Genomic DNA, 19,589 nt, shown 5'->3' on the forward strand with positions numbered 1-19,589 from the left:
ATATCCATTACTACAATCATCAACGAATCAAGGTAAAATTAAAAGGCATGAGCCCGGTAGATTACCGGATTCATGCCCTCAAGGCTGCCTAATTAAATAAAGTGTCTAACTTTTTGGGTTCACTTCATTTGCAGCTCCTTCTTCTGTGCATCCGTTTGTTTTCCTATCGTGATAGGGTACCTTGCAGACGATTCGTTTCGGTGATTACTTTTTCTTCATCAATTGTTAAGCAGCCGCCATCTTTTACGACCATTTTGCCATCAATGTATACATCACATACATCATTTCCGCGTGCTGCATAAAGCAGGTGCGAATAGGCTTCACTCAATGGCTGCAGGTGTTCTTTGTTATATGGGTAAATGGTGATGAAATCTGCTTTTTTACCAGCTTCCAGTGATCCTGTATGACCCATGCCTATCGCTTCGGCACCCATTCTCGTGGCCATGGCGAGTGCTGTTTGGGCAGGGAATTTAGTGGCATCCTTATAGATTCCTTTTTGCAGTAATGCAGCTGTCCTCATTTCTTCGAACATATCGAAGTTGTTATTGGAGGCGACGCCATCCGTTGCAACTCCCACTTTAATGCCTGCATCAAGAAGGCTGACGACATCTGCTATTCCAGATCCCAGCTTCAGATTGCTGATTGGATTATGGGCCACGCGAACATCATGCTGTTTTAGTATCGCACGCTCTTCATCATTGAGAACCACTCCATGTGCCATCACGGTTGGCTGATCGAACAGCCCTAGACGGCGAAGGTGCTCGACAGGACGGGATCCGTAACGTTTTTCGATGTCGAGGATTTCAAAGTCAGTTTCCGATACGTGAATGTGAACCATCAAATCATTCTCTTTTGCAATCCGTGCACTTTCCAGAATCGCTTCAGGTGTGCAGGCATAAGGGCTGTGTGGTGCGACCATGGTAGTGAGGCGGCCATCGGCAAACGTTTTATAGTTTTTTGAAAACTGCTCAGCCCCCATGAGATTCGCTTTTTGATCTTTTTCCGTACCCAAGCTGAAGATCGTATAGGAAAAGGCTCCGCGCATTCCTGTTTCGCCTATCGTTTCCATGACAGCACCTGCATCTATTCCATTAGGGTTAAACATATCCGAAAATGTCGTGGTTCCAGATTTCATCATTTCCATGATGCCAAGCTGAGAGCTTACAGAGGCGATTTCCGTTGTAAACTGGCTTTCAATCGGCCATATTTTCGTTTCAAGCCATGGCTTCAGAAGCATATCGTCCCCGATACCGCGTAAAAGGGTCATAACAATATGCGAATGGGCATTCACAAGGCCTGGCATGATCCATTTCCCGCCAAGGTTGACCACTTGATCTGCATCTGCCAATTGTTGTTCATCATGCTGGCCCATGTAGGATATGGTTTGGTCTTTTACAATCATCATACCGTTTTCAAAGATTTGATTTTCCTTGTCCATCGTAAAAAAGGTAGCATTCACATATATTGTTTTCATTAGTATTTCCTCCAAAGTCGTCTCATTGATCAACATGTTCTATTCCGCATTCTAAACTAGCACCATATAGTTAATCAAGTAATTCCATATTATCAGGGGCCATTTCCATTTACCTTAGGAACCTATTGGAAGAGCTCCAAGATGATTGTTTCCTTCAATATATCCGTTCAATCAGCAAACCACCATTACATTTCAGGATGCAAAATCAGTTGTTTAAAAAAAGCTTCCCTCTATTGCTCTCAGGGGTTTCGGTGACAATAATGGCATCTTGCACATCTTGAAGGCTGTAGAAGGAATCCGGCATCATGAATTTCAACTTTTTATCATTAATGAACCCCATCAAAAGGTTAAACGTTTCATGCCAAGTTTGAACGGAAGCCTTCTGATTCCAATGCCGAAGATGAAACATTTCCACATTCACTTTTGTACTTTGGGAAATTTTCGCCCAATTTACAGACTGTCCTGATAAAAGGCCAATCGTTAATAAGATGCCATTAGGCCGAACGCAAAAAGCTAGGTCTGAACCATCGATGCCGCCCACTGAATCAATGGCCGCTTTCGCTCCGCGCCCATTCGTCCATTCCATCACTGTATCATGCAATGATGATTGGGACGTATCGATCACATGTGACGCACCAAGTTTAAGCAGTTCTTCCGTATACTTATTGTTTCTCGTTACAGCAATCAGCTTAAATCCAAGAATCTTGGATAACTGGGTAAAGATACGGCCAATGGAAGATCCGCAAGCATTTACGAGTAATACATCATCCGGTTTCAATGCTAATACTTCTGTACAGATTAACCATGCGGTAATCGGATTTATATATAATTGTGCTGCTATATAATCCTCGATCGAATCGGGAATGAAGATGGCCAGCTCCGCAGATGTTTTAACATAATCCTGCCAGGTCCCTTCACCTCGCAAAGGCAGAACGCGCTTGCCTATCAGCTGTTTCGAAACCGATGGACCCACATCTTCTACAATTCCGACCCCCTCATAACCAGGTATGGAAGGCAAGGGAATTCGGTGGGAATATACACCGCGAATGGGCAGTAAGTCAGACGGGTTAATGGGACGTGTGGTCATCCGAACGAGGACTTCCCCCTCGAAAGGTTTTTGAATAAATTTATTTTCAACTTTTAAAACCTTTTGCGGATTCCCAAACTCATAGAATTTAACACATTTGGCTTCCAAGATAATAAGTCTCCTTTAATGTATAAGTCTATCTATTTTATCATTTAAACTGAACCTGGCCAGTATTCTAAAAAACTTAAAGAGCTGTTAACTCTGGATTTAATGTATTGTTGTTTTCCACATTTTAATCACTTCTAAGTAAGCATTCCGTTTTATTATTATAATCCCTTTTCACCTTCAATTGACCTGCCCTAAAAAAAGGTTGCCGCAGCAACCCAGGTTTTGAAGTAAAACATTCTTTTGTTAAATAAGAACCTAATCATAACTTTCCTAATATAAAACCCCTATCAGTTTAATCCGGCATTTTAGTAGTAAACCCGGGATATTTCACAACAGGCCATTTCTCCTTGCGTAGTGAATCGAGCAATTCTGACCCAACATTCAAGTTGCTTTGAACTATCTCTTTAGGAGTCAGTGCCATCCACTGGTTTAGAGATACGTCTACAAAGCGATTGCTTTTGAACATTTCTAAAAACCATAACGTTTCGGTACCAGTGTTCTGAATATAGTGCCCAGTAGCAAAGGGTACATATCCGACATCACCTGCTCTATAATCAAATGTACGTGCTGTACCGTTTCCAGTAAATACTGTCATGCGCCCTTGTCCAGTAAGGTAATACTGCCATTCGTCGTTATTGGGATGCCAATGAAGTTCTCTCATTCCACCCGGCTCAATCTCAACGAGTGCTGCTGCGATTGTTTTTGAAATTGGGAAGTTAGAAGAGTCAACAATTCGCACGCTTCCACCAGGGGTTTTGATTGGTGTTTGTTTCAACAGCTCGTGCTTAAAGGTTAAAGGTACTTCTCCGTAAGGCGACTGGACTTCCTGACTTTCCAGTGAACCGGGTACCTTTCCCTGATAGATATAGACCTGATCTGAAGGAATGGAGTTAAAGGCACTCTCTGGAACGCCGAAATTGGCCGACAGAACATCTTTTGGAGTGTGTGCAAACCAATCTGAGATGGATAAGGTGTTAAGATCGGAAAAGTTTCCGTCATCAAAGACGAGCAAAAATTCGCAATGCTCCAACCCTTGAATCGAATGTGGGATTCCTGGGGGAAAGTACCAAAGATCGCCCGGGCCGACGTCGGCAATGAAATTTCGTCCTTCTTGGTCAACCGAGGTTATGCGTGCCCGCCCTAACAGCATATAAGACCACTCTGCTTCTTGATGCCAATGGAGTTCACGTACTCCTCCTGCCGTTAAGCTCATATTTACTCCCGCAAGTGTGGTCGCAATCGGAAGTTCCCTTGCGGTGATCTCCCGTGACCATCCCCCGTGATTTAATGTCATTGAAGTGTCTGAGAATGAGAATCTCAAATTAGGAAGCAAGCCTGCATCTGTGATAGGGGGGACGAGCAAATTTGGATTTTGAAGATCCCGCATAATATTCCGCGGGCCAGAGTCAATCGCTCCAGCTCCATCACTTCGAATAGGCTGTGGCACATTCCCGTCCATTTGATTAATCGTTCGTTTTTCCATCAAAAAGCACCTCTTTTTGGCATTATAAAGGGATAAGCCTTTATAGTAGTCTTATGATTTGGGCTTCGAATGTATGCCACTGTGCCTATTGTGAAAAAACAAAAGGCATCCTCTTTTGAAGGAATGCCCCCTTTAATGTTGGTTGGAAGAAACTACTTTTAATGATTTTGAGATAAACCAATTGGAATGCAAAGTGGCGTTTGATCAACAGGATTTTCAATAATACAGCATTCCAGTCTGAAAACGTCCTTGATCATATCTTTTGTAAAGACCGTTTCAGGCGGTCCTTCTTTATAGATTTTTCCCTTAACGATGCTAATCAGATGATCGGCATACTGTGCCGCTTGATTCAAATCATGTAGAACCATGACAATCGTGCGCCCATAAGTTACGTTTAAATCGCGCAGTAATTCCAATATTTCAATTTGGTGTGCTAAGTCTAGATAGGTTGTCGGTTCATCTAACAGTAAAAGGTCGGTTTCTTGTACTAAAGCCATCGAAATCCATGCTCTTTGTCTTTGTCCTCCAGATAATGCATCCAATGTCCGATCAGCGAATTCCGTCATTTTTGTCGCTGATAACGCACGTTCGACAATAGCATGATCTTCCGGGGTTTGTCTGGAAAATAAGCCTTTGTGCGGATGTCTGCCATAATAGCATAGCTCTTTTACGGTTATATCTTCAGGAGCTTCCGGAGCTTGGGGTAGGATAGCCAATTTCTTTGCCACTTCCTTGGAAGATTGCTGATGAATAGCTTTTCCATCTAAATAGATCGTGCCTTCTTGAGGTATTAATAATCTAGCTAAAGACCGTAGAATGGTAGATTTGCCACAACCATTGGAACCAATGATTATGCTGATCTTACCTTCAGGAATTTCTAAATCGATATTATCAATGATTTGAGTTGTTCCATAAGAGAGAGAAAGATGCTCTGCTGATAATGTTGTCATGATCCCCAGCCTTCCTTATGTTATTTTTCGTTCACGACGTAATAGATATAAAAAATATGGTACTCCAATCACCGCAGTGATAATTCCGGCGGGTATTTCTACTGGAGGGAATAATCCTCTACCAAGGCTATCGGCAACGAGTAGAAAGATAGAACCGAAGAGAGCTGAAGCAGGAAGTAAAACCTTAAATTTAGACCCTACCACTCTCCGGGCAATATGGGGGGCAATTAAACCAATAAACCCGATGGAACCAACTGCAGCTACACATACTCCGATTAAAATGACAGCAACACTTAACAATATATAACGCAGTAATTTTGATCTTTCACCGAGACCTGTAGCTATTTCATCTCCAAGACTCAGTACATCCATTTTAGACGTTAATGCAATTAATAGCGGGACAAGAACAAGACATGGAAGCAAAAAGAATACTTGGTCCCATCCTCTTCCCCATAGACTGCCTGTCAACCAAAGCAGTGTCGTATTTACATCATCCGGGAACTTGACCATGAAATACTCTATGCCCGCTTGACATATTGCCCCTAAAGCAATTCCCACCAAAGCTATTGTATTTGGTTGAGCTCCTTTTTTATAAACGAATATCATCAAAATTGCAGCCATGACCGCCGCTCCGATGAAAGCTGAAAGGGGCAGAATGATAATGGGCGATTGTGGAAACAAAACGATCACAATTACAGCTGCCAATCCCGCCCCTTTTGTTACCCCAATCACATCGGGAGAAGCCAATGGATTTCGAAGGACTCCTTGCAAAATAGCTCCAGCCGTTGCCAATCCGGCTCCCACTATCACAGCAATTACAATCCGTGGTATACGATAGTTGTGCAGAATAAATGTCTGACCTTGTATGCCATTACCAAGGAAATTTTCGATGATTTCTAAAGGTGAGATATAAATGGCGCCTAACCCCAGGCTCACCATTGATAAAATTAGCATAGTTATTGTCAGCATCAGGAGTATAGCATAAGGGTGTAAAGTTGATTTCGACCCAAATGTCCGTTTTAGTTTCATTGCTTAATATTCCTCCCTCTCTTCGCTAAATAAAGGAAGAATGGCGCACCGATAATAGCTGTTACGATTCCTACTGGCGACTCAAAAGGATAAGCGATAAACCGGGAGAGAATATCGGCGTAAACTAAGAGTAAAGCGCCGAATAATGCAGAAAAAGGGATGATTCTTCGATAATCCCCGCCCACCAGTCTCCTGACGATATGAGGAACGATCAATCCAACAAAGCCCACTGGGCCAGCGACGGCAACCGAAGATCCTGCCAAAATGATCACCAATATTCCTGCTAAAATACGGATTCGATACACCCGTTGCCCAAGTCCTTGCGCCATGTTTTCTCCTAATACAAGGATGGAAACAGATCGAGAGAACAAGGCAGCAACAATTAGCCCAAAAAGAGACCAGGGAAGAATCATGTTAACATGCGTCCAGGTTTTCCCATTAATAGACCCGACTAACCAATAGAGCACATCTTTCGCTTGTTCATTAAAGATGATCATGCCTTGCGTTAAAGAAGTTAAAAAAAAGTGAACAGCCATTCCAGCCAATGCCAGCTTTACTTGTGTCATTCCTCCGCCAGAAGCAAAAGAATAGACTGCCATCCCTCCGACTGCTGCACCAACAAATGCAAGGCAAACAAGAGAGACGGAAGATAGGTTAGGAAAGAAAACAAAAGCGGACACAATAAAAAATGAGGCACCGGCATTAACACCAAATACTTGTGGAGAAGCTAATGAATTCCGGGTAATAGCCTGCATGAGAGCGCCTGCCACCGCTAAATTAGCACCGACTAATGCTCCAACTAAAGCTCTAGGTAATCGAAGAGTCCTTATAATAGTTTGTTCTTTGGACGAGTCCACCTCAAAAAAGGACTTCATAACCATTGATGCATCTATATCGGCCGCTCCCACAGAAATACTTGTTATGACTCCTAAAATCAACAAAACCAACCCAGCTATAGCTGTACAATGCACTCTCATTTTACTTCTAACTACAGTTTCCATTGACTCTACAACACACTTCCTAACAAAATTTATAATGGAAAGAGAAGTAAGAATTAGATCTCTTACTTCTCTTTTGTTTCTTTATTCTTCACCAAGCATTTTTAACGTATCTTTAGCAATGGCCTCTGCGGATACAACACCACGGTATCTCGTCCATAAGTCACGATCAACACTATAAACTTGTCCGTTTTTTACAGCCTTTAGGTCTTTCCAAAGAGGATTGTCTTTCCACTCATCAGTAAGTAACTTACCCTCATTGTTCGCCAAAAGCAGCACATCTGGATCAATCTCGACAAGCTGCTCCAGATTCATTTCAGCATGTGGCTGTTCCTGCTGAATCGCATTTTTCAATCCCATACGTTCAAGCAATTCTCCATCATATGAAGAAGAAGTATGGGCTTGGAACGAAGTATCCCGTACGACTGCAGGCAAAACCGTCATATTTGAATCGACAGTAAGTTGTGCTTTAAGTTCCTTAATCGTTTTTTCATGCTCGCTTAATCTTTTTTCAGCAGCCTCTTCCTGATTGACTGCCTTTGCAATCGTTTTAAAAGAATCCAAATTTTCTTGATAGGTAGATTCACGACTTTTCAAGATAACGGTAGGAGCAATCTGCTGTAAATCCTTATAAATACCTTTATGACGCTCAGCATCTGCAATGATTAAATCAGGCTGTAAAGAACTGATGACCTCTAAATTAGGCTGTTCACGCGTCCCTACAGAAGTATAATCCATTTCGTGACCTACAAGTTTTGTAATCATCTCTTTTTTGTTGTCATCTGAAATTCCAATAGGTTTCATTCCTAGAGCATTTAAAGAATCAACGAAAGATAACTCAAGGGTAACTATTTTTTTTGGAGTATTTTTAATTTCCGTTTCTCCCATTTCATGCTTAATCGTTCTTATTTCTTGATTCTTTGTTTCGGCAGATGTCTTCTCTGCTTCTTTAGTTTGAGAGGTATTACATCCTGATAACACCATCATAATCGTGAATAACAGGATTAATATTCCTCCCCCAAATGTTCTTACTTTTTTAGATTTCTGCATTTTTTGCACCCTTTCTCATCTATACTTATGTAATATTTCTTATTCAACGAGTGAATCATAATTGAAAATGATTATCATTATCCTGCTGTTATGATAAAGTCATAGATTGATACCGTCAATATTAATAAGATTTTGTGAATAAAAATCATTATGTCCATTAAGACATCCTATATATTTTTAATTATTCACATCATCGGCTTTCTCGATTTGACATCTATCTGATCGATGTTAACTTTAAAACAGTAAAAAAAGAGATAGTCATTTATGACTATCTCTCAGACTATAGACTACTCGAAATTGAGTTTGCCCTCCAGTTTTTTGGATGTTTAAAATTTGAACGACCACTCCAGGCACTCGCTTTCGGAGTAGCTAATATTCAGGTTGTGTTAGCTATTTGATTCTTTTTGCAATAGAACCTTGTGCTCAACTGTTGTGGTGTCCAAAACATCATTATCTTTATGAGTATTAGTAATGTTTTTTGTCATCACACTGACAACCACTAAAACTACGATATTAACAAAGAGGGCGATAATTCCTTCATTCAAGTCTTTAATTGCTTGAGGAAGATAAGGAAACAGTTGACCAATTTTTATGTTCCCTAGTTCCATAAAAGAGACTAGCCCTCCCCCAGTTATTATCCCAGCAAATGCTCCATGTTTGGTTACAAAGTTTCTTCTCATCAAACTGGCGAAAAAGGCAGGTGCTAGTTGTGTGATAAAATTATAGGCGATTAGAGCAAGACCAAAGAGAGTATTTCCACCTTTAAAGGTCAAGTAAATCCCTACGAGAGAAATAAGGGGAACCAAGTATTTGACCAGTTTGGCAATCTGACTTTCCGTTGCCGATGGAGTGAATACGCTATATACATTTTTTGCAAGCAATGTTGATATGGACATCAGCAGCATGGAACTTGGTACTAAAGCGGCTAACACGCCAGTGCCACCAATTAAGCCTACAAACCATGGATCAAAATCCTGTTTAGAAAGCTGCAGCAAGATAAGATCGGCTTCGCTGCCTTTTAATCCAGGCGTCTGTAAGATAGCTGCAAATCCGACAAAAAAGGCAAACAACAAAATCAATTGGTACATCGGCATTAGGATCGCATTTTTTCTTAGAGCTTTTTCGCTAGAAGCAGCATAAATAGGAGAAAACCCATGCGGCCACATATAAAATCCAATAGAGCTTAATATAACGGTCGATATATACCATGAAACACTCATTCCTTGATTCGGAAGTATGGTATAGTTCGGCTTTGCATTTTCAATGGCCTCATACATAGGCTGAAGACCGCCATAATAATGAAGAGGGAAATAAACTCCTAAAAATACGACAATGCCGAGAATCAGAATATCCTTCAAAATAGCTGTCCTGGCAGAACCGTGAATACCGGAAACCATTACAAAAATGGTTACACCAATTGCTCCTACCCAAATGGCAGCTGTAGAAGAAATGGCCCCATAGGATGTTGCAGAAACGATATACCCTAGCCCCTTCAATTGCAGGACTAAGTAGCAAGTACAGGCTATAACACCTATTACAGCGACAAGCACACCAAGATAAGGACTTTGATATTTTTTTACAAAAAAATCTGATTGGGAAACTAATTGGTGTTTCTTTGCATACCTCCAGATAGCAGGAAATGTCCAGTAGGAGATGACTGTAGCCAGACAGCCGTATGATACGATACTAAAGATTGATCCTCCTTCCCCATAAGCCGATCCACTTGCACCTAAAAAGGTAAAGGTCGTATACATTTCACCTGCGGACAAGAGGAAAATCAAAAGGGCTCCCATTCCGCGTCCCCCAACTGACCATTGTTCTAAGGTCATTTCTTTCCCTTTTTTAGCCTGGATACCAATCAAAACAGAAATGATGAAAAAAAACAGGATGAATAACACGGCAATATTCATCTAGGATCTCCCTTCTGATTAGCAGGATCGAGTAGATAGATAGTCCCCATAATACCTGTTGTCAGTACAGACCAGAGTACAATCCAAAAGTGAAAAAATGGCATTCCTAGAACATAGGGAGTCACTTTATTTGTAAACAAAGCGCCTACAATAAAGCCAAGAAAAGGGATAATTCCGAGCCAATATATTTTTTTCATACTCATAACCCCCTAGTATGTTAGATTTAACATTTTAATAGTCCCGTGAACAAATAACTTTACCCCATATTGTAATGCCTGTTCATCAACAGTAAATTGGGGATGATGGTGAGGATATATAATCCCTTTTTCTTCATTACGAGCTCCGATTACAATATAAGATCCCGGAACTACTTTTTGAAAAGCAGAGAAATCTTCACTTCCCATAATCGGCTTTAAAATCTCCCGACTCTCTTCACCAAATACTTCACAGACGGTTTCGTCCATCAACCGGGTAACTTCTTCATCATTAATGGTCGGAGCATAACCGAACTGATAATCGAATTCATAAGTCGCTCCATGCGCTTCCGTAATTCCTTTTAATATGCGTTCGATAAAGGTTGGAATCTTTTCCCTCAGTTCCGGATTAAAGCTGCGAACGGAGCCACCAATGCTTACCTTACTCGGAATAACATTAATCGCACTTCCCGCATGGAACTGAGTCACTGAAATCACAAGTGCTTCTTGAGCATCTCGATACCTCGATACAATGTGTTGGAGATTTGATACAACCTGAGTTCCAATTGCAATGGGATCAACGGTAAGTTCAGGCTGTGAGGCGTGCCCCCCCTTACCCACCACGGTAATTGCAAAAGTATCAGCTCCTGCCATCGTTGGACCGTAACTCAAACCAATTTTCCCTAAAGGAAGTGTCGACAAGAGATGGGTGCCAATGATCCTATCCACTCCATCAAGCACACCGGCTTTCACCATCTCTTGGGCTCCACCAGGCGGCAGTTCCTCGGCATGTTGAAATAAAAAGCGCACCTCCCCTTTAATATGATCCTTTAACTGTGTTAGAATCTTTGCCGTACCAAGCAGCATCGCCGTATGCCCGTCATGTCCGCACGCATGCATCACGCCTGAATTCTTTGACACAAAGTCATAATCATTCTCTTCTTCAATTGGAAGCGCATCCATATCTGCCCGCAGTGCAATAATCTTCCCAGGATGCCGGCCAATCAAACGAGCCATAATACTTGTTTTTGTCGGACGTGAAATTTCCAAATCACCAAAAGTTTGTAGTGTTTCATAAACAAATTGCGCTGTTTTTACTTCTTCAAAAGAAAGCTCCGGATACATATGTAAATACCTTCGCCATCCAATCACTTCATCTTTCACAGCCTCGATTAAATCATCAATCATTATCGTTTGAGACACCCAATACATCCCCTTTTCATCCAATTTACATGGCAATTTTTATTTTCGGTTAGTTTAAGGAATAAATTCCTTAAATAGAGTATAATATCCCGCGATCTGTATTTCAATGTTTTTTGAAAATTCTAAACTATTTTATCTGATTACTAGATTTAATGGTGGAAGTTCTCCTTTTAACGCTTTAACATGCAAAATAAAAAAGCACCCAATTTTGGGTGCTTATAATAATCTATAAATTTTACTCGGCCTTCCACGTGTGGCTTGAGCCTCTTCACCAACGCATTGTGCCAAATCAACTTCGCACATATCCGCAACAATGCGCCGTACATTACGCTCTGTCATCTCAAGATGTATCGCTAAGTCCTTTGTTGTAAAATTACCCCAGCCCATTCTTTGTACAACGGCTGATATCTTCTTATACGTTTTTACACTGATATTCCCCTTTTTTAACTTTTCGATAAGGAGTTCATTGTGGGACCGGGTCGCATATTGTAATTCTATCTTTTTGCCTGGTGATTCAATAATTTTTCCATCATCTTGAATAATCACAATTTTACGCTTCTTCATCTCTTTTGAATGTTGAATAGCCCTAAAAGCATTGATTTCCGCCGAATAGGCAGTTTCGCCGAAGCCAATTCCAACGGCAACGGTTGTATCTGCTTCAAATGCCAATTTTTGAATGGTATCTTCGAGCGTAATAATTTCCCGTTCAATTGCGCCGCGAGAACTAAAAATCATGTATCTTCCATTCCCTTTCTCTGAAAAGGAACCATTTATTTTCTCACCAAGTTGAATTAGCATTTCTTTTAGCCGAAGCTCCAAGTACTGTAAATGATAAGGAGTTTTCATTTCCTCTGCCACTCTGTTAAAATATTCAACTTCAATGATTTCAACACCAATTTGTGTGTCTTTAAAGTAGGAAGTCTTTACTTTTTCAGAAAGAATCCGAAGCGTTTGCCGGATTTCCATCTTACTCATCGACATCCGGTAGGCTGGAATTCCACGCTCCCTTAAAGCTTCACACACGGACGGAAAACAAGATAAAGCCCCTTCTGTCCTTCCCTTATTCCATAAATCCAAGTGAAAATGAAACAATTCATCAGTATCGACATCTGACTCAAACACTGTCGTATAGATCTTTGGGATTTTTATATTCAACTGTGACAAAGCTTCTTCACTAATATTATTTGAGGACATGGTATCAATACTTAGCTGCTCAATAATTTTCCCTTGTTCGTAGACCATCTCTAAAAAAGATTTATAAAAACCTGATTCCGTAGCAGGAACATATACCATTATTTTTTCTGTACCTAGTGTTTTTTTTGCATTTTCATAGGGAAGTGGACCGGAAAAAAGCCATGCATGTACGTAAGATTTATGTTCTTTTACAATATTCTCTACCTCTTCGATCTTTTCGTAGGGCAAAGAGATGAATTCCAATTCATGTTTATATTCTTCTGCCAAGTCTAAAATCTGTTCTACAGAAGTTTTTAGACCGACTAGTCCGATTTTATACATCCTGTATTCGACTTCCTTTATCCTCAGTAATATAATCATTGTTCTAGTAAATATCCTGGTTTAATGTAAGTCATGTTATCGAAAACTCTAATTTTTTCTGCTGTTATTCAATAAGTACATCATTATATCTTTAGAATTAATGGGTTCTGTTTACCTTCTGTACTATTTTATCATGTGACATGAAGGAAAAATACGTTGTATACGTTATTCATGTTAGGTTTACATGCCAGCTTTGTTATACATCTTAGATAATCATCCTTTACTTTTGTGTTTTGACCTTAATACAAGCTCATAAACTAACCAGTAATTAAGTGGGATAATTACAATAGAAATAAATCCATACTTAATTGGAACAGATTTTTAAATTAAAAATAAAGCAATAAAAAACCACCTCTTTAGGTGGTTTTCATTAGATACCTTTCCAAACCTTTGTTTCTTGTTTCGTCTCTGATTTTTTTTATTGATCAATGAAACTTTTTCTTCAAAAAACGATACAGACCATCTTCTCTATAGGAATACTCCGTCACTTCATCGGCTTGTTCTTTAACCAGGTCTGTGGCGTTTTTCATGGCAATGCAGCGCCCAGCTAGTTTAAATAGCGGAAGGTCATTTTCCCCATCGCCTATAGCTAGAATATTTTCAGGTTCCAACTGGAAATGCTTCAGTAATATTTGAACGCCTGTTGCTTTTGAAACGCCCTCCACGGTTACCTCCACATTGTGATGGGTGGAGGATGCTGTAGTAAAGGCGATGGTCTGCTTGATTTCCTCCAGATCCTCTTTCCATTTCCCTATCGTGTTCATTTCATTGCTAAAGAAGTAAATTTTGGAGACGCTGTTGATATTCAATCGTTCAGCCCATTTTATTTTATCTTCCATGGCATCCTGTCTTGATAGCCATTCATTTTCTTCAACTGTCTCAGGCTTGGGCACCATGCCTTGTTTAACCATATAGTCTTTATCTTTAAGTAAGGCGATCCGTAAACCATCGTTCGGATGAACTTCGTAATACATCTCTTCCGCTTCTGCTTTGGCGACCAAGCGTTCCACAAGTTCAGGCGGCAGGGCGTGTTCGACAATCTGCTTCCTTCCGATGAATGCAGACATTCCATTCGCAGTCACCATTCCATCAACTTCCAAGCCAGATGGCAAAACGTCCCTCACTTCTTCTAACGTTCTCCCTGTTGCAATGAAAACCAGTTTTCCGCTTTCCCTAAGCTCGCCTATGTATTGTTCTAGCGTCTCATTCACCGTATTCATTTCGTTCAATGTCGTGCCATCCAGATCCAACACAATTGCCTTATTAGTCATGCAAGCCACCTCAAAGTTTCGAATGATGCAAATGCCAACAGCCCATTATCTAAAAAGATCTTAGGCTGCTGGTTTCATTCATTTATTTTCCTTCATGTATAATATCACTATAACAGTTTAGGATAATCCTAAAAGTTTCATTACACTTAAAATGAAGAGACCGACAACACCGAAGTCCGAATCACCAAACGTGGTGCCTTCAAATCCTACATCTCCCAGGAAAACGAGGAGTATCGCAGGCAGGAAACTAATGATGATTCCATTGGCAAATGACCCAAGCATCGCTCCTCGTCTGCCTCCTGTGGCATTTCCAAATACACCGGCTGCCGCTCCAGTGAAGAAATGCGGTACAAGCCCCGGAACGATGACTTTCAATCCAATTGCCGGTAGAAGGAACATGGATAATAGTCCAGCCAAGAAACTGAATAGGAACCCGATGATCACGGCGTTTGGAGCGAATGGAAAGATGGTCGGACAGTCCAATGCAGGTTTTGTATTCGGCGCCACTTTATCGGCAATTCCTTTGAATGCAGGGACGATTTCAGCAATTAACATCCGTACCCCCGCAAGGATGATGTAGACCCCTGCCGCAAATGTTATCGCCTGGATGAAAGAAAATACGATGAAGTTCGAGCCGCCGGATAATTCCGTTTCAATATAGTTCTGTCCGGCAAACAAGGCGACGATCACGAAGAACATGGTCATCGTAAGCGATACAGCGACAGATGTGTCCCTCAAGAATCCCAAGGATTTAGGAACTTTAATCTGCTCCGTTGTCTTTTCCTTATTTCCGAACCATTTTCCAACAGTCGCGGAAACAAAATATCCAATTGAACCGAAGTGGCCGATGGCAAAATCATCGCTTCCAGTAATCTTCCGTACGTATGGTTGAAGGAGGGCCGGGAACAACACCATGCATAACCCCAATAGTATGGAACCAACCAAGATAAGCGGAGCCCCGTTAAGCCCGCCGACCGATAGGGTGACTGCAAGTAGGCAAGCCATGAATAAGGTATGGTGCCCCGTTAGGAATATATATTTAAATGGCGTGAAACGAGCCAGCAAAACATTGACAACCATACCAAAAACCATAATAAGTGCAGTCGAAGTTCCAAAATCACTTTGTGCAGCCGCGACAATGGCTTCGTTATTCGGAATGACTCCTTGAACATTGAATGCATGATCGAACATTTGACTGAATATATCAAGGGCGCCAATAAGCACTGCCGCTCCCGCTCCAATGATAATGAAGCCCATAACGGTTTTTAGCGTTCCAGATACAACATCGGCTGCTGTTTTCCGCTGTAACAGCAACCCAATGAGAGCAAACAGCCCTACTAGTATGGAAGGTGTACCCAAGATGTCATTCATGATAAGTTCCAGCATTGCCTCTCCCCCTCTTCTTTATGTTTTTTTATTTTTATAAATGTGATGATAATTTCGATGTGATTTCAGGAATGCTCATCATGTTTTCCAGCGTGACGATCGTTCTGGTTCCATCATCAAGCTGTCCGACAATATCTGCTGCACCTAGGAAAATATCCGCTTGAACCGTTTTTGCGGATGTAAGATCCGTATGATCCACCTCTGCCGTTTTTCCCATTTCCGTCAATGCTTTCTTCACATTCATCTCCATGATGAAGCTGCTGCCCAATCCGTTCCCGCATACTACCATGATTTTCTTCATATTTTTCTCTCCTTTTTTTATCCTACATGTTTTTCTAATTTAGATTTGATTTCAGGGATGCTCATCATGTTTTCCAACGTTACGATCGTTCTGGTTCCATCGTCAAGCTGACCGACAATATCCGCTGCACCTAGGAAAATATCCGCCTGAACCGTTTTTGCGGATGTAAGATCCGTATGATCCACCTCAGCCGTTTTTTCCATTTCCGTCAATGCTTTCTTCACATTCATCTCCATGATGAAACTGCTGCCCAATCCGTTCCCGCATACTACCATGATTTTCATTCCGCTTCCTCCTTCGAATATTTATGGACGTACTCCATAAGGATTGATTTATCCGACGTGCATAACATTTCTTCGATATTTGCTGGTTCATTCAATAATTGCGTTAGCTGGATCAATGCCCGCAGATGCGAATCGTTATCTACGGCGGCCAAAATGATGATCAGGCGTACCGGTTTATTTGGAGCAAAGTCCACGGCTTCATCCAACTTCAGTAAACTCATGGATAAAGACCTGACCCCCTGCTCCGGACGTGCATGGGGAATCGCCACTCCAGGCGTGATGACCACATATGGACCATTCGTTTCTATGGCCTCGATCATCGCATCCACATATCGTTCTTCGACCGTTCCTAAATCCACGAGAGGCTTGGCCGCAACTTGAATGCCTTCTTTCCAATCAGAAACACGCGGCTGTAATTGTATCGTTTGCATATTGAGCAGTTCTTCTAACACAGGCTTCTCTGCCTCCTTTAAAGAAAATTGGGTTACTTTTGGCGTATGATTATACATATTCGACTGCAATGCTTTTTCGAGCTGATCCAGTTCATGGATGGTTGCATACTTGGAAATGATTTTCACTAATGCGGCAACATCTGCACTTTCCGTCGTATATCCATACAATTCCTGCATGACTTGCTGGCGCAATGTATGTTTATCCTGCATTTCCAAAATGGGCGGTACAACGAATAAAGCTGCATTTGTTCTCATATGCACCGTTGAAAAAACGAGATCGTACGAAAGTGTGTATTCTGCCGCATTTCGAACGGACAGGACATCGAGGAACAAAATATCCGGAAATAACTCCCTCAATGTATAGATAAGGATATTACTGATGCCAATCCCATTCGGACATACGACAATCGCCCTTTTTCTATCATCCAATGTGGTACCTTGCCTGCGCAGCCATCCCCCAAAATAGATCGTGAAGTATGCCACTTCCTCTTCCGATACCGGACAGCCAATCTCTTTCTCTAACACCCACAGCGATTTTTTAGTCAAATGATGAAGTTCGGGATAGACCTTCTGCACCCGTCCCGTCATCGGATTCATTTGCGGGAGTCCATACCGCAGGCGATGATATGCCGGTTTAAAATGAACGTATAATTGTTGGCATAGCTGTTCTTTGTCCTGCAAGTGAACAAATGCCAGCCTCTCGAACTCTTCCACGATTTCCTGCAAAAGATGTTGAATCATTTCATCATCCTTAAGAGGGGAAATGTCCTTCGTTCGATTCATGCTCAGTAAATGTAAGGTTGCGTATAAGTTTTCCGTTTCGCTCCAAACTGATTGAAAGGCATCCGTTTTGGTCATTTCCTCAACCATCTTGTATTCTTCCGTTGCAACAAACGGAGCCCAGCTCTGGTCGGCTTGTAACTCTTCACCTTTTCCTATGAGCTGATCTGTACTTAAAAATAAATAACTCAGTTCATGAAGCCGTTCATCCGTAAAGGTGATGCCCAATTCACGCTCGATCCTTTCAAGCTGTAATCGGATCGAGCTGATTTCATTTTCATGATTTCCCCATATGCACTCCATGATCAATTCACTATTGGGACTGTTCAGTACATCATGTACGAGACGTTCGATGAGATATCTCTTAACTCGACTTTCCCCCATTACCACATAGCCATCTTGTTTGGAATACTGGATCTTTAGCGCTATGTCCTTGTTTTTCTCTTTAAGCCTTTTTAAGTCCTTCAACACGGTATTTCGTGAAAGCCCGGTGATCGTTTGGAAATGATAGACGGACAATTCTTCTCGGCTTAACAGAATCATGAGGTAAAAAACTTTTTCCCTATCTGTCTCTGAAAATATATAATTGCGTTTTGTCAGTTTTACATTCAATTCTTCATCCCTGATTGTTTCAGAAAAGGAGTAGCCCATTTCACGATTATATTGAATCGGTTGATATCCATGAAATTCGAGCCAGTCATTCGCTTTGCTCAGACCATATTGTATTTGCCTTCTCGTCAGACCTGTTTGGGCCTCAAGTTCTTTCATTTTCGAAATGGGCGAATGCTGTAATAGTTTTAGTAAATTGGCGCTTCTTTCATCTAAAAACATTCTCAATCCCTCTCCCTGCTTCTACGATATCTCACTTCTTATTATAAATGTAGCATTTCTAAGTCCGAATGTTGTCATAGGTACTGCACAATAATATACTCTTCAAACATTTGTGCACAATACGGCATCCTTGCTTAAGGCATTTTACGTTCATGTGATTACCATTGAAGAAAAATGACCGAAATAAAAACAGGCAGACTTCAACAGACTAATTAGAAGAGGATATTGGAATGCATAATCAGGTGGAAATATAGTCTACTATGTATATAACAATTTTTAGTTGGAAGGCGGAGTGAGTTCATGAGGCCGAGCGAAAAAAGGGGTTCGGGGTGAAGCTAGAGGGTGAAAACAATGGAGATGTTCATAAAAAAATAAGAGGGGACAAATGTCCCCTCCCTTATTCAATCAGTGCGTTATCTTTATATCTGCTTGCTGAGATCGCGCTGAGCTCCCCTATAACTTCCGATTATATTTTGATAACCAGGAAGCTGGCTAGAAAGTAAAGCACCAAAACCTTCGACATCATTGCGCCAATCACGTTGTAATTCACACGCCACGCTAAACCAGTTCATAAGCTGCACACCACCATGGGCCATACGCGATAATGCCGCATCAGCCACCTGTTTGCTTACTGTTCCAGAAGCATCAGTGACAGCAAATACTTCATAACCTGCGTTCAAAGCGGAAAGTGCAGGGAAAGCAACGCAGACATCTGTAACTACGCCCGCAATGATAAGCTGTTTTTTTCCAGTTTCTTCGATTGCTTTAACAAAATCTTCATTATCCCACGCGTTAATTTGTCCAGGCCGAGCTATTTTTGGCGCGTTAGGGAATAGTTCTACCAGTTCTTGCATGAGCGGCCCGTTTGGCCCGTTTTCAAAGCTTGTCGTCAAAATGACTGGTAGATCAAAAAACTTAGCGGTGTTAGCAAGAGCCAAAACATTGTTCTTGAACTCATCAACACCATAATCACGCACTAGGCCGGAAATAAGACCGGTTTGATGATCCACTAGAAGAACGGCAGCATCATCTTTGGAAAGACGAGAATAGAGATCAGACATTTTAAAGTCCTCCTTTTATTAAAGTAATCGAAGAAAGTTCATATGTAGGAAAATTCATCCCCACTCCTTCGTTTGTTACAGGCAATTTACAGCTTAACTGACTACTGACATTCGTTTATCTATAGACTTATAGCATGTCAATCATATATATAATAAGAATCATTGATTATTGTTAATACTCTG

The 19,589-nt window shown here is 41.2% G+C and carries 18 protein-coding genes; 1 reads left to right on the plus strand and 17 read right to left on the minus strand.

The genetic code is table 11. The features are described 5' to 3' along the window. A partial coding sequence (locus LQ203_RS19925) for an IS3 family transposase (protein ID WP_230156708.1) occupies nucleotides 1–92 on the plus strand: 92 nt, incomplete at its 5' end. Between the two features lie 71 nt (nucleotides 93–163). On the opposite strand, the gene LQ203_RS19930 is transcribed toward LQ203_RS19925, so the two are convergent. The 17 genes from LQ203_RS19930 to ycaC all read right to left on the minus strand — a co-directional run bounded on the left by LQ203_RS19930 (nucleotide 164) and on the right by ycaC (nucleotide 19,406). Next, nucleotides 164–1,474, minus strand: a complete 1,311-nt coding sequence (locus LQ203_RS19930; protein ID WP_230160626.1) for an amidohydrolase family protein — start codon at nucleotides 1,472–1,474, stop codon at nucleotides 164–166. Between the two features lie 205 nt (nucleotides 1,475–1,679). After that, nucleotides 1,680–2,669 carry a zinc-dependent alcohol dehydrogenase family protein gene (locus LQ203_RS19935; RefSeq protein ID WP_230160628.1) on the minus strand — a complete coding sequence of 330 codons (990 nt, stop codon included), beginning with the start codon at nucleotides 2,667–2,669 and terminating at the stop codon, nucleotides 1,680–1,682. Between the two features lie 292 nt (nucleotides 2,670–2,961). Continuing rightward, the gene (locus LQ203_RS19940; protein ID WP_230160630.1) at nucleotides 2,962–4,152 is read right to left on the minus strand and encodes an oxalate decarboxylase family bicupin; all 1,191 of its coding nucleotides are present in this window, start codon (nucleotides 4,150–4,152) and stop codon (nucleotides 2,962–2,964) included. A gap of 158 nt (nucleotides 4,153–4,310) precedes the next feature. Continuing rightward, entirely contained in the window at nucleotides 4,311–5,102 is a 792-nt protein-coding gene (locus tag LQ203_RS19945; RefSeq protein ID WP_230160632.1) for an ABC transporter ATP-binding protein, read from the minus strand. Between the two features lie 15 nt (nucleotides 5,103–5,117). Next, a complete protein-coding gene (locus tag LQ203_RS19950) occupies nucleotides 5,118–6,131 on the minus strand; it encodes an iron ABC transporter permease (protein WP_230160634.1) in 1,014 nt (337 codons plus the stop codon). Beyond that, on the minus strand, nucleotides 6,128–7,132 hold the full coding sequence (locus LQ203_RS19955; RefSeq protein WP_230160636.1) for an iron ABC transporter permease: 1,005 nt from the start codon (nucleotides 7,130–7,132) through the stop codon (nucleotides 6,128–6,130). The genes LQ203_RS19950 and LQ203_RS19955 overlap by 4 nt, the downstream gene beginning before the upstream one ends. Nucleotides 7,133–7,213: 81 nt before the next feature. Beyond that, complete coding sequence (locus LQ203_RS19960) at nucleotides 7,214–8,116, minus strand: Fe(3+) dicitrate ABC transporter substrate-binding protein (protein WP_230160785.1); 903 nt, start codon at nucleotides 8,114–8,116, stop codon at nucleotides 7,214–7,216. Nucleotides 8,117–8,565: 449 nt separating this feature from the next. Continuing rightward, nucleotides 8,566–10,089 (minus strand): sodium:solute symporter, encoded by a 1,524-nt coding sequence (locus tag LQ203_RS19965; RefSeq protein ID WP_230160638.1) that lies wholly within the window; start codon nucleotides 10,087–10,089, stop codon nucleotides 8,566–8,568. Then, nucleotides 10,086–10,286 (minus strand): DUF3311 domain-containing protein, encoded by a 201-nt coding sequence (locus LQ203_RS19970; protein ID WP_230160640.1) that lies wholly within the window; start codon nucleotides 10,284–10,286, stop codon nucleotides 10,086–10,088. The genes LQ203_RS19965 and LQ203_RS19970 overlap by 4 nt, the downstream gene beginning before the upstream one ends. 12 nt (nucleotides 10,287–10,298) lie before the next feature. Next, entirely contained in the window at nucleotides 10,299–11,471 is a 1,173-nt protein-coding gene (locus LQ203_RS19975) for a M20 family metallopeptidase (RefSeq protein ID WP_230160787.1), read from the minus strand. A 231-nt stretch (nucleotides 11,472–11,702) separates the two neighbouring features. Further along, the gene (locus tag LQ203_RS19980; protein WP_230160642.1) at nucleotides 11,703–13,001 is read right to left on the minus strand and encodes a hypothetical protein; all 1,299 of its coding nucleotides are present in this window, start codon (nucleotides 12,999–13,001) and stop codon (nucleotides 11,703–11,705) included. 464 nt (nucleotides 13,002–13,465) lie between these two features. Beyond that, nucleotides 13,466–14,311, minus strand: coding sequence for an HAD family hydrolase (locus tag LQ203_RS19985; protein ID WP_230160644.1), 846 nt, complete (start codon nucleotides 14,309–14,311; stop codon nucleotides 13,466–13,468). Nucleotides 14,312–14,428: 117 nt separating this feature from the next. Further along, complete coding sequence (locus tag LQ203_RS19990; protein WP_230160646.1) at nucleotides 14,429–15,697, minus strand: PTS ascorbate transporter subunit IIC; 1,269 nt, start codon at nucleotides 15,695–15,697, stop codon at nucleotides 14,429–14,431. A gap of 34 nt (nucleotides 15,698–15,731) precedes the next feature. Next, nucleotides 15,732–15,998 carry a PTS sugar transporter subunit IIB gene (locus tag LQ203_RS19995; RefSeq protein ID WP_230160648.1) on the minus strand — a complete coding sequence of 89 codons (267 nt, stop codon included), beginning with the start codon at nucleotides 15,996–15,998 and terminating at the stop codon, nucleotides 15,732–15,734. Between the two features lie 17 nt (nucleotides 15,999–16,015). Next, the gene (locus LQ203_RS20000) at nucleotides 16,016–16,282 is read right to left on the minus strand and encodes a PTS sugar transporter subunit IIB (RefSeq protein ID WP_230160650.1); all 267 of its coding nucleotides are present in this window, start codon (nucleotides 16,280–16,282) and stop codon (nucleotides 16,016–16,018) included. Continuing rightward, complete coding sequence (locus LQ203_RS20005) at nucleotides 16,279–18,345, minus strand: BglG family transcription antiterminator (protein WP_230160652.1); 2,067 nt, start codon at nucleotides 18,343–18,345, stop codon at nucleotides 16,279–16,281. The genes LQ203_RS20000 and LQ203_RS20005 overlap by 4 nt, the downstream gene beginning before the upstream one ends. Nucleotides 18,346–18,764: 419 nt before the next feature. Next, complete coding sequence (gene ycaC, locus LQ203_RS20010) at nucleotides 18,765–19,406, minus strand: isochorismate family cysteine hydrolase YcaC (protein ID WP_230160653.1); 642 nt, start codon at nucleotides 19,404–19,406, stop codon at nucleotides 18,765–18,767. Nucleotides 19,407–19,589: the final 183 nt, after the last annotated feature.

It is taken from the genome of Peribacillus sp. Bi96 (genome assembly GCF_918698115.1).
In the GTDB taxonomy this organism is placed as follows: domain Bacteria; phylum Bacillota; class Bacilli; order Bacillales; family DSM-1321; genus Peribacillus.

What these genes read in the sequence shown, in the direction of transcription:
- LQ203_RS19930 (WP_230160626.1), bottom strand. Translation starts at nt 1,474, where the DNA reads ATGAAAACAATATATGTGAATGCTACCTTTTTTACGATGGACAAGGAA.
- LQ203_RS19940 (WP_230160630.1), bottom strand. Translation starts at nt 4,152, where the DNA reads ATGGAAAAACGAACGATTAATCAAATGGACGGGAATGTGCCACAGCCT.
- LQ203_RS19945 (WP_230160632.1), bottom strand. Translation starts at nt 5,102, where the DNA reads ATGACAACATTATCAGCAGAGCATCTTTCTCTCTCTTATGGAACAACT.
- LQ203_RS19950 (WP_230160634.1), bottom strand. Translation starts at nt 6,131, where the DNA reads ATGAAACTAAAACGGACATTTGGGTCGAAATCAACTTTACACCCTTAT.
- LQ203_RS19955 (WP_230160636.1), bottom strand. Translation starts at nt 7,132, where the DNA reads ATGGAAACTGTAGTTAGAAGTAAAATGAGAGTGCATTGTACAGCTATA.
- LQ203_RS19960 (WP_230160785.1), bottom strand. Translation starts at nt 8,116, where the DNA reads ATGATGGTGTTATCAGGATGTAATACCTCTCAAACTAAAGAAGCAGAG.
- LQ203_RS19965 (WP_230160638.1), bottom strand. Translation starts at nt 10,089, where the DNA reads ATGAATATTGCCGTGTTATTCATCCTGTTTTTTTTCATCATTTCTGTT.
- LQ203_RS19970 (WP_230160640.1), bottom strand. Translation starts at nt 10,286, where the DNA reads ATGAAAAAAATATATTGGCTCGGAATTATCCCTTTTCTTGGCTTTATT.
- LQ203_RS19975 (WP_230160787.1), bottom strand. Translation starts at nt 11,471, where the DNA reads ATGATTGATGATTTAATCGAGGCTGTGAAAGATGAAGTGATTGGATGG.
- LQ203_RS19980 (WP_230160642.1), bottom strand. Translation starts at nt 13,001, where the DNA reads ATGTATAAAATCGGACTAGTCGGTCTAAAAACTTCTGTAGAACAGATT.
- LQ203_RS19985 (WP_230160644.1), bottom strand. Translation starts at nt 14,311, where the DNA reads ATGACTAATAAGGCAATTGTGTTGGATCTGGATGGCACGACATTGAAC.
- LQ203_RS19990 (WP_230160646.1), bottom strand. Translation starts at nt 15,697, where the DNA reads ATGCTGGAACTTATCATGAATGACATCTTGGGTACACCTTCCATACTA.
- LQ203_RS19995 (WP_230160648.1), bottom strand. Translation starts at nt 15,998, where the DNA reads ATGAAGAAAATCATGGTAGTATGCGGGAACGGATTGGGCAGCAGCTTC.
- LQ203_RS20000 (WP_230160650.1), bottom strand. Translation starts at nt 16,282, where the DNA reads ATGAAAATCATGGTAGTATGCGGGAACGGATTGGGCAGCAGTTTCATC.
- LQ203_RS20005 (WP_230160652.1), bottom strand. Translation starts at nt 18,345, where the DNA reads ATGTTTTTAGATGAAAGAAGCGCCAATTTACTAAAACTATTACAGCAT.
- ycaC (WP_230160653.1), bottom strand. Translation starts at nt 19,406, where the DNA reads ATGTCTGATCTCTATTCTCGTCTTTCCAAAGATGATGCTGCCGTTCTT.